Annotated in this window: 11 protein-coding genes and 1 pseudogene; 1 reads left to right on the top strand and 11 read right to left on the bottom strand. The window is 71.3% G+C overall.

What is annotated here, in order from left to right; genetic code table 11:
• Positions 1-40: 40 nt before the first annotated feature.
• From MYF83_RS00375 to MYF83_RS00350, 6 genes and pseudogenes are all read right to left on the bottom strand, one after another.
• Positions 41-520 carry a flavin reductase family protein gene (locus MYF83_RS00375; protein ID WP_248958080.1) on the bottom strand — a complete coding sequence of 160 codons (480 nt, stop codon included), beginning with the start codon at positions 518-520 and terminating at the stop codon, positions 41-43.
• Positions 521-573: 53 nt separating this feature from the next.
• Positions 574-708: pseudogene (locus tag MYF83_RS00370) on the bottom strand (ABC transporter ATP-binding protein); the annotation flags it as partial.
• 181 nt (positions 709-889) lie between these two features.
• The gene (locus MYF83_RS00365; protein WP_248958079.1) at positions 890-1,810 is read right to left on the bottom strand and encodes an ABC transporter substrate-binding protein; all 921 of its coding nucleotides are present in this window, start codon (positions 1,808-1,810) and stop codon (positions 890-892) included.
• A gap of 38 nt (positions 1,811-1,848) precedes the next feature.
• Positions 1,849-2,523 (bottom strand): ABC transporter permease, encoded by a 675-nt coding sequence (locus MYF83_RS00360; protein ID WP_248958078.1) that lies wholly within the window; start codon positions 2,521-2,523, stop codon positions 1,849-1,851.
• Positions 2,520-3,185: an ABC transporter permease gene (locus MYF83_RS00355; RefSeq protein ID WP_248958077.1), complete on the bottom strand. Its 666-nt coding sequence runs from the start codon at positions 3,183-3,185 to the stop codon at positions 2,520-2,522. The genes MYF83_RS00360 and MYF83_RS00355 overlap by 4 nt, the downstream gene beginning before the upstream one ends.
• Positions 3,178-4,269, bottom strand: a complete 1,092-nt coding sequence (locus MYF83_RS00350; protein ID WP_248958076.1) for an ABC transporter ATP-binding protein — start codon at positions 4,267-4,269, stop codon at positions 3,178-3,180. Before MYF83_RS00350 ends, MYF83_RS00355 begins: the two co-directional genes overlap by 8 nt.
• Positions 4,270-4,645: 376 nt before the next feature.
• On the opposite strand from MYF83_RS00350, the gene MYF83_RS00345 reads away from it, so the two are divergent.
• Positions 4,646-7,189, top strand: a complete 2,544-nt coding sequence (locus MYF83_RS00345; protein WP_248958075.1) for an RNA polymerase sigma factor — start codon at positions 4,646-4,648, stop codon at positions 7,187-7,189.
• Between the two features lie 153 nt (positions 7,190-7,342).
• Here the strand turns inward: MYF83_RS00345 and MYF83_RS00340 are convergent, their stop codons facing one another.
• The 5 genes from MYF83_RS00340 to MYF83_RS00320 all read right to left on the bottom strand — a co-directional run bounded on the left by MYF83_RS00340 (position 7,343) and on the right by MYF83_RS00320 (position 12,328).
• Entirely contained in the window at positions 7,343-8,515 is a 1,173-nt protein-coding gene (locus MYF83_RS00340) for a lipid-transfer protein (protein WP_248958074.1), read from the bottom strand.
• Positions 8,516-8,599: 84 nt separating this feature from the next.
• Positions 8,600-9,010 carry a MaoC family dehydratase gene (locus tag MYF83_RS00335; protein WP_279338906.1) on the bottom strand — a complete coding sequence of 137 codons (411 nt, stop codon included), beginning with the start codon at positions 9,008-9,010 and terminating at the stop codon, positions 8,600-8,602.
• Entirely contained in the window at positions 9,007-9,987 is a 981-nt protein-coding gene (locus tag MYF83_RS00330; protein WP_248958073.1) for a bifunctional MaoC family dehydratase N-terminal/OB-fold nucleic acid binding domain-containing protein, read from the bottom strand. The genes MYF83_RS00335 and MYF83_RS00330 overlap by 4 nt, the downstream gene beginning before the upstream one ends.
• A 56-nt stretch (positions 9,988-10,043) precedes the next feature.
• Positions 10,044-11,198 carry an acyl-CoA dehydrogenase family protein gene (locus MYF83_RS00325; protein ID WP_248958072.1) on the bottom strand — a complete coding sequence of 385 codons (1,155 nt, stop codon included), beginning with the start codon at positions 11,196-11,198 and terminating at the stop codon, positions 10,044-10,046.
• Positions 11,198-12,328: an acyl-CoA dehydrogenase family protein gene (locus tag MYF83_RS00320; protein ID WP_248958071.1), complete on the bottom strand. Its 1,131-nt coding sequence runs from the start codon at positions 12,326-12,328 to the stop codon at positions 11,198-11,200. Before MYF83_RS00320 ends, MYF83_RS00325 begins: the two co-directional genes overlap by 1 nt.
• Positions 12,329-12,458: the final 130 nt, after the last annotated feature.

Below are 12,458 nucleotides of genomic sequence, written 5' to 3'. Positions count from 1 at the left end.
GACCTACCCCGGTGTTGATCTCCTTAGCTTGACGGCACCGTCAGTTGACCGCACGGTAACGGCCGCGCATCCTCACCAGGGGCGGGAGTGCCGGGTCGACGTAGTCGACACGGAGCACCTGGGCGAGGAAGAGGGTGTGGTCGCCGCCGGGGATCACCCGGGCGGTCTCGGCCTCCAGGGCGGCCACGCCGCCGTCGATGACGAACGCCCCGGTCTGCGCGCCGCGATGGTGCGGAGTCCCGGCGAGGAGCAGGCGGGCGCTGGGACGCCCAGGGGTGGCGAACCGGCTGGCGACCACGGCCTGGGTCCCGGACAGCAGACTCGCCGCCCACCGGTCCTGGCGGAGCAGGACCTCGCACAGGTAGCCGGAGGAGGTGAGGCTCAGCATCACCATCGGCGGGTCCGCCGACAGGGAGGCGAAGGTCGTGACCGTCGTGCCGATGTCGTCGCGCTCGTCATGCACGGTGACCACGGCCACCCCCGCGACGAGCTGCCGCATCGCCTCCGTGAACTCGTTCATGGCCACCACTCCTACCAGCATCCGCCACCGGCGGCCGCACCGGACTCGGCGCTTCAGGGAAGGGCAGGGCGATGGCCGCGCTTGGCCTGCTGGATGAGCTCGTAGACGTGGGCCCGCAGTTCGGTGAAGCGGGGCAGGGAGCGGGTGGTGAGCTGGTCGCGCTCGTCCGGCAGGTCGATGGCCACCTCTTACCACCTGGCCGCCGCAGACCACGGGGACGTTGACCGAGCCGGGGCTGGCCTTGACGGTGCCCTGGGCCGAGACGGCGCGCGGGACTCCGCAGGCGGTCGGCCGGCGCATAACGCGAGAGGTCCCCCGGGGACGTGCCCCGGGAGACCTCTCAATCGCCGGTTACCGGCTCGGATCGGGCTAGAGCAGGCCGTTCTGGGTGAGCCAGTCCTTGGCGACGGCGGGCGGGTCGTCCTTGTCGACCGCGACGCGCTTCATCAGGTCCGTCAGGGCGGTGGTGTCGAGCTTGGCCGAGATGGCGTTCAGCGTCGTGCGCGCGGTGTCGTCGACGCCGGCCTTGTTGACCAGCGGCGTGACGTTCTGGGCGCCGAAGACGTTCTTCGGGTCCTGCAGCGGCACCAGGCCGTTGATCAGGATCTTCGGGTCGGTCGTGAATACGTTGCCCACCTGGACGGCGCCGCTCTTGATGGCGTCCGCCGTGGTGTCACCGGTCGGCTTCCACTCCTTGAAGGTCAGGCCGTAGACGTCCTTGAACTGCGCCTCGCGGCGCTTCTTGAACTCCGGCGGGCCGCCGACCACGAAGTCCTTGGCCACCTTGGCGAGGTCCTCGATGGTCGTCAGGTTGTTCTTGGTGGCGGTCTCCTTGGAGACGGTGAGGGAGTCATTGTCCTCGGCCGGGGAGGAGTCCAGGATCTCCAGCTCGGCGGGGAGCTTCGACTTCAGCGCGGCGTTGACGTCGTCCTTGCTCGCGGCGGTGGTCTTGGGGTCGATGAAGCTGAGCAGAGCCCCGTTGTACTCGGGCAGCACCGTCAGGTCGCCGGACTTGACCTGGTCGTAGAGGACCTCACGGCTGCCGATGTTGAACTTCTCCTCCACCTGGACGCCCTTGGCCTGCAGGGCCTGGGAGTAGATCGAGGCGAGCAGGACGTTCTCCGGGAAGTTGGCCGAGCCGACGACGACCTTGGTGGCGCCGCCGGAGCCGGACGCACTGGGGGCCGCGCTCGCGCTGCTGGTGGTGGTGAGCGGGTCTCCGCCGCCGCACGCGCCTAGGGTGAACACCGCGGTCAGTGCGACCGCCGCGGTGGTGATGATCCGCCTCATACGTGCATATTCCCTTCTTTATCGGGGGGTAATACAGACTAACGGGCCTTGGCCGCTCTGCGGCTCACGCCGGGAGAGACCATCACGCGCTGCAGCAGCGAGAAGGCCAGTTGCACGATCAGTGCCAGCACGGCCACGAGGACCGCTCCCCCGATCGTGCTGGGGAAGTCCTTGGTCGCCAGCCCGTCGATGATGTAGCGGCCGAGCCCGCCCAGGCCGACGTACGCGGCGACGGTGGCCGTCGCCACCACCTGGATCGCCGCGACGCGCAGGCCGAGCAGGATCAGCGGCAACGCCACCGGGACCAGCACCTTCATGAGCACCTGGCCGCCGCGCAGGCCCATGCCGTACGCGGCGTCGCGCAGGTCCTCGTCGACGCCCCGGATGCCCTCGTAGGTGTTGACCAGGATCGGCGGGATCGCCAGGGCGACCAGCGGGATCAGCACCGGCCAGGTCGTGCCGACCCCGACGAGCAGCACGATCAGCACCACCAGGCCGAGGGTCGGCAGCGCGCGGGCCGCGTTCGCGGTGACCACGACCAGCACGGCGCCCCGCCCGGTGTGCCCGATCAGCAGGCCCAGCGGGATCGCGATGATCATGGACAGGATCAGGGCCACCAGGGAGAACTCGACGTGCTCCAGCAGCCGGGCCGGGATGCCCCCGGGGCCGGACCAGTTCGCGGGGTTCCCGAAGAAGTCGATCAGCCAGTTCACGCGGCCCTCCTCGCCCGGGCCCACGGCGTGAGCAGGCGCTGCGCGAGGACGAGCAGGCCGTCGGCGAGCACGGCGAGCGCCACCACCAGCACGATGCCCACGACGATGGGCGTGTAGAACTGGCGCTGCCATCCGTCGATGAACAGGTACCCGAGCCCGCCACGCCCGATCAGCGCGCCGACGCTGACCAGGCTGATGCTGGACACGGTCGCCACCCGCAGGCCCGCGAGCACCACCGGCACCGCGATGGGCAGGTCGACCTGGAGCAGCCGCCGCATCGGCCCGAACCCCATGGCGACGGCGGACTGGCGCACGTGGTCTGGCACGGCCTCGAGCCCGTCCACCACCGCGGGGATCAGCACCGCGAGGGAGTAGAAGGTGAGCGGGATGATCACCGTCGCCCGCTCGGCCAGGCCGGTGACGGGGATCAGCACGATGAACACCGCGAGGGACGGCAGGGAGTAGACGACGTTCATCAGGCCGACCGTCGGCTGGTAGAGGACGCGCCAGCGGGCGCTGGCCAGGCCAAGCGGCAACGCGATGAGCAGCCCCAGCAGCACCGGGAGCAGCGCCATGATCACGTGGTCCACGAGGAGTTGCTGGATGCTCGGCCAGTTGCGGCCGATCCAGGCCCAGCGGACCAGCGGCTCGCCGTCACCCATGCGACCCCGCCCCCGTCGGCCCCGCCGCCCCGCTGGCGCGCAGGAGCGCCTCGTCCAGCGCCTCCCTGGTGACGACGCCGGCGAACCTGCCGTCGCCGTCCACCGCGATCGCGCAGCCCGACGGCGCCAGCAGCGCCGCGTCCAGGGCGGCGCGCAGGGAGTCCTTCTCGAGGTCGAACGTCCCGAACGGCAGCAACCCGTCCTTACCGGCCGCTTGCGTGTCGGTGGGTCCGGTGGAGCCGCCGGCGCGCCAGCCGAGGGGCCGGTCGTCGCCGTCGAGCACCACCGACCAGCCCGGCACGTCCCGCTCGGCACGCACCGCCACGCCGCCGGCCGGCACGAACGACAGCCGCCGGATGCCGCGGTCCTTGCCGAGGAAGCCCTCGACGAAGTCGTCCGCGGGCTCGGCGAGCAAGGTCGAGGGGTCGGCGATCTGCGCGAGGTGACCGCCGACGCGGAGCACCGCGACCGTGTCACCCAGTTTGATCGCCTCGTCGATGTCGTGCGTGACGAACACGATCGTCTTGTGCAGCTCGGACTGGAGGCGGAGCAGCTCGTCCTGCAGGCTGGTGCGTACGACGGGGTCCACGGCGCTGAACGGCTCGTCCATCAGCAGCACCGGGGGGTCGGCGGCGAGGGCCCTCGCGACGCCGACGCGCTGCTGCTGGCCACCGGAGAGCTGGAACGGGTACCGCCCGGCCAGCTTGGTGTCCAGCCCGACGCGTTCCAGCAGCTCCATCGCGCGCGCCCGCGCCTTCTTCTTGTCCCACCCGAGCAGGTACGGCACGGTGGCGACGTTGTCCACGATCTTGCGATGTGGGAAGAGACCGGCCTGCTGGATCACGTAGCCGATGCCCCGGCGCAGGGTCGGCGGGTCGATCTGGCGGATGTCCTTGTCGTCGAGCAGGATGCGTCCCTCCGTCGCGTCGATCATGCGATTGATCATCCGCAGCGAGGTGGTCTTGCCGCATCCGGACGGCCCGACGAAGACGGTTATCGCCCCGGTCGGCACCTGGAGGCTGAGATTGTCGACGGCTACCGTTCCGTCGCCGTAGCGCTTGGTGACGCCTTCAAAAGTGATCACGCACGACCTCGTGCTTCTCGGCCGGGACCGTATGGCCCGGAATCGTCGAGTCGGCTGCGCGCGGCTACCACCCGCTCGGCAGCCCCCACGGTAGGTGACGGTCCGACCGCGGGTCCACTTGATCTTTCCCCACACACCCTATGGGGATCTCGGCCGAACCGCCCCAGCACCGCCGTTATGCCGACTTGTCGGCATTTCAGAAATGGGCGAATACCCGCTGTCCGGCGGCTTCTTCCTGGTACTTTCGCGATATCTATCAAAGTGGCATCGATTAGTGCGGCCCCTCGCGAGCCTTGGCATGATTGGCTCCCGAGCTCCCTCTCCTCCTCCGTCACACCAACCCCCCGTACCCGCACGAGATTCCGGAGGACCGGCTGTGACCCAATCGCTCACCGACCGGCGCCCTCGGGGCGAGCTGGTCGCCGAGCTCTACGACCGTCACGCCGCCGGGCTGTTCGCGTACTGCCACGACCAGCTCGGTGACACCGCCTCCGCCGCCGACGCACTAGTGTCCGTCCTCACCGGCGTCCCGGCCATCGAGCCACCGCGCGCCGCGCTCTACGCGCTCGCCCGCCGGGAGATCTACCGGCGCGACGTCGCCTACGTCTTCCCCTCGGTCGATCCCGCCGTCGACCCCGCCACCGCGCTGGTCGAGCGGGTCGTACGCGAGGTGCGCCCCCACCAGCGCGAGGTGCTCCTGCTCTCCGCGGTCTGCGGGCTCGACACGGTCGAGCTGGCCTGGGTCCTGGACGTCGCCGCCGACACCGCCGAGCAGCTCGTGATCAGCGCCCGCCACCGCTTCAGCCGCTCCATCGCCGCGACCATCACCTCCGCCCGCACGGCGGTGCTCCCGGCGCGGGTGGTCGAGGTGTACGACGCGCTCGCCATCGCACCCGCCGAGGAAGCGCTCGGCCGGCTCCCCTGGCGCAAGCCACCCGTCACCCTGCGCGCGCGGATCCTCAGCGCCATCCCCGAGGAGCCGATCCCGGCCGGGGCCTCCACACGGCCGGACGAGAAGCGGTGGCCCACCACCCCGCGCTGGCCGCTGCCCCTCGCCGAGCCGAACCCGTTCACCAACACCGGCGTCTTCCCCGCCCAGGAGCTCACGCCTCCCGAGCCCCGCCGCAGGTCCAAGCACGAGGCCACCACCGAGCCCATGCCGAAGGTACGAGGCGCGGCCCGCAGAACCACAAGCCCCACCCCCGGCACCACCTTCGGCTCACCCGGCACCTTTGGTTCGCCCGGCAGGTCCGGTACGCCCGGCACCGCGGAATCGTTCGGCACGCCTGGTTCGCCCGGCACCGCGGGATCGTCCGGTTCACCCAGCACTGCGGGATCGTTCGGCACTGCGGGATCGCCCGGTACGTCCGGGATGGTCGGTCCCCCTGCCCCCGGCACCGGCGCCGAGGGCACAGGTCACGCGTCCGGCAAGGGACGTGCCGCCGGCAAGGGGCGCGGGGCCGGCAAGGGCGGCGCGTCTGGGACGCTCGGTCGCCTTGTCGCCGGTGCCGGTGCCGGCGACACGGGTCACGCGTCCGGCAAGGGACGTGCCGCCGGCAAGGGGCGCGGGGCCGGCAGGGGCGGCGCGGCCGAGGAGAAGGCGTCGCCGTTCAGCAAGGCCCTGTCCACCGGGCAGTGGCCCAACCTCCAGCGCACCTTCAGCGCCGGTCCGCCGGCCCGCCCCACGGGGCAGGTCACCGAGCAGGAGCTCACCGGCTGGGCCACCATGGGGACGCAGGCCACGCCCGCCTCCGACAAGCCCTCCGAGAAGGAGGGCGCGAAGCAGGGCTCCCGGACAACTTCGCCACAGGACACGCAGACGGCTTCGGCACAGGGCACCCAGACGACTTCGCTACCGGGCACCCAGACGGCTTCGGCGCAGGGCACGCAGAGAGCCTCGGCCCTCGCCAGGCTGCTCGCCGTCGCACGCGGCGCGCTCACCCGTGTCCGCCTCCCCGCCACGCCCGAGCAGACCCCGCCCCCGGCCTCCCCAGCCCGAGAGCTCACGGCCTCCTCGTCTCTCGTCCGCCAGTTCCCGCCGCCCGCCTCTCCCCCTGGCGAGCACCCGGCCCCCGCTACTCCCATCCGGGACGTCCCTGCCTTCGCCTCTCCCGCCTTTGACTTCCCGCCGTCCCCCTTCCCCTCCCGCGAGGTCCCGCCGTCGCCCACGTCCTTCCGGGACGTCGACGGCGGCCCGGGCGACATGGGCCACGGCGGCCCGCTTCCGGCCATCCCGGTTCAGGACGGTCCGGGTCACGCAGGCTGGGGGTGGGACGCCCTCATGGTCGACGACACCAGCCCCATACCGGCCGTGCCGCCCTTGCGCGGGCGTACGGCCTCCGGCGAGCGGCCCGCGGTCACCGGACCGGAGACGCGCGAGGAGCCATCGGCTTCCGGCAAGGCGGCGACCGCGCCCGCCACTGGAGAAGTGACCTCCACGAGCACACCGGCGATGCCCAAGGCACCGCCCGAAAGCGCACCCCCATCCTCCGGACCGGCATCCACAGCCGCCGGACCGGAAGCGTCCAAGCCGGCACCCGCGATGTCACGCGCGATCCCCGAAGCGTCCGAATCGGTGCCCCGAGCGACGGTCGAGCCGGGGTACGGTACGGCGGTCAAGGCGGCGTCCGGTACGGCGGTCGAGCAGGCACCGGGCACAACGGGCGAGCCGGGGTCCGGTACGGCGGTCGAGGCGGGGTCCGGTACGGCGGTCGAGGCGGCGGAGGTGGCCGGTGGCGCGCAGCCGGCCGGTGGGTCGGTCCGGGGCGGGGTGTCGCGGCCACGCCGGCACGACCGGCTCAAGCCGATCAAGCTCGGCGAGCACCACTACGACTGGCTCTGGGAGCTTGTCGGGTTCGTCCTCTGTGTCGCGATCGCGATGCTCGTCTTCTTCGCGGTCCCCACGATCGTCACCCCCTGACCGGCACGGCCGCACAGCCCGACGTCGCGGAAGCGTCACGCGGTCGATCGCGGTCACGCGGTCGGTCACGGGAGAGGCCGAAGCGCTGGGGGTCACTCGCTGGGGGGCTGAAGCGCTGGGGGGAACTCGCCGGAGGGGCTGAAGCGCTAGGGGTCACTCGCGGGAGAGGATGAGGCCGCTCGTCGGGACGCCGGTGCCGGCGGTGACCAGGACGTTCTGGGTGCCTTCGACCTGGTTGACGGAGGTCCCCCTGATCTGGCGCACGGCTTCGGCGATGCCGTTCATGCCGTGGATGTACGCCTCGCCGAGCTGGCCGCCGTGCGGGTTCACCGGCAGGTGGCCGTCGATCTCGATGCCGCCGCCGGCCATGAAGTCCCTGGCCTCTCCCCTGCCGCAGAAGCCCAGCTCCTCCAGCTGGCTCAGCACGAACGGCGTGAAGTGGTCGTAGAGGATGGCGGCCTGGATGTCCCGTGGTGACATTCCCGACATCTCCCAGAGGCCGCGTGCCACGACCCCCATCTCCTGCAGGCCGCTCATGTCGTCCCGGTAGAAGCTCGTCATCATCATCTGCCCGGCCCCCGACCCCTGCGCCGCGGCGGTGATGACGGCCGGCGACCGCCGCAGGTCCCTGGCCCGCTCCGCGGAGGTGACGACCAGCGCCACGGCCCCGTCGCTCTCCTGGCAGCAGTCGAGCAGGTGCAGCGGCTCCACGATCCACTTGGACGCCTGGTGCTCCTCCAAGGTGATCGGCCGCTGGTAGAACCAGGCCGCCGGGTTGACCGCCGCGTGCCGGCGCATGGCCACCGCGACGCGGCCGAAGTCCTCCGACGTCGCCCCGTAGGCGTGCATGTACCGCCGGGCGAACATCGCGACCCACGCGGCCGGGGTCATCAACCCGAACGGGACGTGCCAGCTCATCTCCATGCCGTGCGACGACGGCTCGCCGCCGAGCCGGGCGTCCGGCTGGCCGAACCGGCGTCCGGACCGCTCGTTGAAGGCCCGGTAGCAGACCACCGTGGAGGCGGCGCCGGTGGCGACCGCCATGGCGGCGTGGAGCACCGTGCCGCAGGCCGCGCCTCCCCCGTAGTCGACCCGGGAGAAGAAGGACAGGTCGCCGATGCCGACCTCGCGGGCGACCGCGATCTCCTGGTTGCCGTCCTGGGTGTAGGTCACCAGGCCGTCCACCTCGGAGGGCGCCAGTCCGGCGTCGTCCAGGGCGGCGAAGACGGCCTCGGCGGCCAGCTGGAGCTCCGTACGGCCGGAGGCCTTGGAGAACTCGGTGGCGCCGATGCCCGCGACGGCCGTATGACCGGAGAGCGAGTGCACGTGATGGGCCTTTCTGACGGCGGACGCCTCAGCGGGGAGCGCGGGCGCGGGTCCGAGGAGGGCGGCGGAGCGGCCGGGGCGGCGTCAACAGGGGAGGCAGAAGCGGACGGTGCCGGTGGCGTGGTCGCCGAGGCTGACCGCGCCGCGGACCTGGACCGTCACCTCGCCGTCCTCGCGGGAGATGACCGTCCCGCTGAGCGTGAGCGTGTCCCCGGCGTACGCGGGGACGCCGAGCCGGACGTTGATGCCGCGGATCAGGGCCTCCGGCCCGGCCCAGTCGGTGACGTAGCGCTCCACCAGCCCCATGGTCGTCAGGATGTTCAGGAAGATGTCCTTGGAGCTCTGGGCCTGCGCACGCTCGGTGTCGTGGTGGACCGGCGTGAAGTCCATGGTGGCCAGGGCCGTGGAGATGACCGTCGTCGGGGTCAGCTCGATGTGCAACGGGGGGAGCACGGTTCCGCACTCGATGTCGTCTTCCGTCAGGGTGCGCATCATGACTCCCGGGGTACCCACATCGGCAAGGTCAGCTCGTCGTCCATCTCTCGGTATTCCACGCGTACCGGCATACCGATACCCACCTTTTCCGGTGAACATTCCACGACATTTCCGACAACGCGTATTCCTTCGGGTAATGCAATTACGGCCACCACGAAAGGCGTCTCGATCCCCGGTACCGGAGGGTTGTGGTGCACGACGAAGCTGTAGACCTCGCCGAGCCCGCTCGCCACGGCGTACACCCGGTTGGCCGACCGGCACGAGGGGCAGACCGGTCCGGGCGGGTGCCGCAGCTCACCACAGTCACCGCATTTCTGGATCCGTAGTTCGCCTTCCTGAACACCTTCCCAGAAGAACGCCGTGTCCCTGTTGACGGCCGGCCTGAGGGGGTATCGCGTGCGCTCCTCGGGCGCGGCTTTCTCCTCCCGGGGACGAAACTTCAATACCCGGAACATCATTTCCGCGACTGGTTCGTCCTCGGAGTACCAGGTGACCAGCCAGGTCACGAAATATCCCACTCCGAGCGCCGTGGTCTTCGGCCCGGCGAGGCCGGTCATCCGCGTGGCGGGGACCAGCCGCTCCCCCAGCCGCGCGTACCGGTGATAGGTCTGCTCGCAGTTGGTGGCGACCACTCCGGTGAAGCCGTCCTCGTCGAGTGCCACCATCAGCTCGTCCACCGGGCTCGTCCCGCCCTTGCCGCCGCCCAGCCCGGGCATCGTCCACACCTGCGCCATCGCGGGCGGTGCGACGATCTCCCCGTGCACGCTCGCGCCCGCGAACGCCGCGTCGGTGTACACCGGGTTGGCGTCCCCCATCGCGGCGGTCCAGTGCCGGATCATCGGCAGGTTCACCGGATCGGCGGCGGCGGCGCCGCGCACCTCGCCCAGCTCGATCTGCCGTTCGGCCAGGGCGGTGAACCGCTCGTGGACGCCCGTCGCGGCCGGCTCCGCGACGCCCGGTTCAGCCGTCGTCGACAATCTCTCTCCTCAGTCCGTGCCCGATGCGGCCCGTGCTCGGCGGCGCTGCCGCCGCGTCATCGGGGCGGGCGCGGGAGTGACAGGCCGAGCATCCCGATGAGCTCGCGCTGGACCTCGTTGACCCCGCCGCCGAAGGTCAGCACGATCGCCCCCTTGACCGACCGGTCGAGCTGCTCGACGAAGGCGGCGGTCTCCGGGTCCGACGGGTCGCCGAAGCGTGCCAGCGTCTCCCCGATGATCCGGCCGACGTCCTGCATGCGCTCCGAGCCGTAGACCTTGGTGGCGGAGGCGTCGGGCGCCCCGAGCCAGCCGAGGTCCATGTTCGCCGCGACCTGCCAGTTGAGCAGCTCGTTGGTGCGGAAGTAGACGTACACGCGCCCGAGGGCCCGGCGTACCGCGGGCTCCTCGATCGCGCCGGTAGCCCGCGCCCAGGCGGCGAACCGGTCGTACAAGCGGGCGATGTTGCCGGCCGGGCCGAGCGTGACCCGCTCGTGGTTGAGCTGGCTGACGATGATGTCCCAGCCTTTGCCCTCCTCGCCGACCAGCATGCTCACCGGCACCTTGATGTCGGAGTAGTACGTCGAGTTGGTGTGATGGCGCCCGTCTATGGTCACGATCGACGTCCAGGAGAACCCCGGATCCCGGGTGTCGACGATCATCATCGAGATGCCGCGGTGCTTCTTGGCCTCCGGGTCGGTGCGGACGGCCATCCAGACGTAGTGGGCGTAGTGCGCGCCCGAAGTGAAGATCTTCTGCCCGTTGACGACGTAGTGGTCGCCGTCCCTGATCGCCGTCGTGCGCAGCGAGGCCAGGTCGGTGCCGGCGCCCGGCTCGCTGTACCCGACGGCGAAGTGGCAGTCCCCGGCGAGGATGCGGGGCAGGAAGAAGTCCTTCTGCTCGTCGGTGCCGTACTGCATCAGGGTCGGCCCCACGGTCTGCACCGTGATCAGTGGGTACGGCACCTCGGCGCGGGCGATCTCGTTGGCGAAGATCTGCTGCTCCAGCGGGCCGTAGCCGCCCCCGCCGTACTCCTTCGGCCAGCCGAGGCCGAGCTTGCCGTCCCGGCCGAGCCGGCGGCAGTGCTCCATGTACGCCTCGCCGAACGGGTCCAGGGCGATCTTCCCCCGGTCCTCGGCGGTCAGGCAGGTGGCGAAGTACTCGCGCAGTTCGTCGCGGAGCCGCTTCTGCTCGGGCGTCAGGTCGATGAGCATCAGACGAGCGCTCCCATCGTGTCGAGCCGGGCCTCCACGCCACCGAGGAGGTGCGCCCGGTGCTTGCCCCAGGCGAAGTAGCGGTGCAGTGGGTAGGTGATGTCCAGGCCGATGCCGCCGTGCAGGTGCTGGCAGGTGTACAGGGCGGCGAGCGCGGCGTCGGTGACCGTGTGGGCGGCGACGGCCAGGTCCAGCTCGGCGTCGTCCAGTCCCTGGTCGACGCGCCAGGCGCCCGACCAGACCGCCACGTCGAGCGCCCGCCCGGCGATGTAGACGTCGGCGATCTGCATCGTCACCGCCTGGAACTCCGCCAGCGCGCGGTCGAACTGCTTGCGGGTCTTGATGTACTGGGTGGTCAGCTCCAGCGCCCCCGCCAGCACGCCGGAGGCGCTCGCCGTGAGGGCCACCAGAGTCAGCAGCCGCAGGGTGGCGAAGGCCCGGCCGTCCGGCTCGCCGAGCGGCTCGGCCGGGGTGCCGTCCAGGATCAGGGCCGAGACGGGCTCTCCCGTCGCGGCGGGCACCGGCCGCAGCGTCGCCGCCTCGGGCCTGACCAGGAAGAGGCCGACTCCCTGCGGGGTCGACGCGGGCACCACGATCGCCGCGGACTCGGCGGCGTAGGACACCATGGTCTTGCTTCCAGAGAGCACCCATCCGCCGCCGTCCCCGGCCGCGTCACCCGTCTCCGCCCCGCCGGGTCCGCCCTCGCCGGTGCGCCGGGCCGTCGTCCCCGGTGGAGCGCCGAGGTCGCGGCCGGGTTCCAGTGGCGCCGAGGTCAGCACGATCTCGCCCTCGCCCAGGCGGGCCAGCATCGCGCGCTGCCCGGCGGAGCCGTACCGCCCGATGACCATCGCCGCCACCAGGCCGTCCTGGAGCGGGACCGGGATCACCCGCGCCCCCGCCTCCCGGAGGATCACGGCCATCTCCACCGCGCCGAGCCCGGCGCCGCCCGCCTCCTCCGGCAGGCACACCCCGATCAGCCCGGCTCGCGCCACCGCCGCCCAGAGCGCGGCGTCGTACGGGCGGCCGCTCTTCTCGTGGTCCACGAGGCGGTCGTGGCCGGCCTCCCGGCCGAACAGGCCCGCGGCCAGCTTCTTCAGCTCCGCCTGCGTCTCGTCAAGGTCGAAATCCATCACGGCGCCTTCCATGAGCCCGGCCGAGCCCCAGTGGAGACCGGTCAGCCGCAAACTAGAACAGATTCTAATCTGTGTCCAGAGTGATCTGACGCGACGCCCACCGGACATCTGCGTGCAACACAAATGT

Origin of the sequence: Sphaerisporangium perillae, assembly GCF_023276435.1 — a bacterium.
Lineage (GTDB): Bacteria > Actinomycetota > Actinomycetes > Streptosporangiales > Streptosporangiaceae > Sphaerisporangium > Sphaerisporangium perillae.
Note: the sequence above shows the minus strand (reverse complement) of the source record. Positions and strands in the feature narration are given on the sequence as shown.

Bases quoted from the DNA above. Each gene is read 5' to 3' on its own strand.
- MYF83_RS00375 (WP_248958080.1), bottom strand. From the start codon at position 520: ATGAACGAGTTCACGGAGGCGATGCGGCAGCTCGTCGCGGGGGTGGCC.
- MYF83_RS00365 (WP_248958079.1), bottom strand. From the start codon at position 1,810: ATGAGGCGGATCATCACCACCGCGGCGGTCGCACTGACCGCGGTGTTC.
- MYF83_RS00355 (WP_248958077.1), bottom strand. From the start codon at position 3,185: ATGGGTGACGGCGAGCCGCTGGTCCGCTGGGCCTGGATCGGCCGCAAC.
- MYF83_RS00335 (WP_279338906.1), bottom strand. From the start codon at position 9,010: ATGATGCGCACCCTGACGGAAGACGACATCGAGTGCGGAACCGTGCTC.
- MYF83_RS00325 (WP_248958072.1), bottom strand. From the start codon at position 11,198: ATGCTCATCGACCTGACGCCCGAGCAGAAGCGGCTCCGCGACGAACTG.
- MYF83_RS00320 (WP_248958071.1), bottom strand. From the start codon at position 12,328: ATGGATTTCGACCTTGACGAGACGCAGGCGGAGCTGAAGAAGCTGGCC.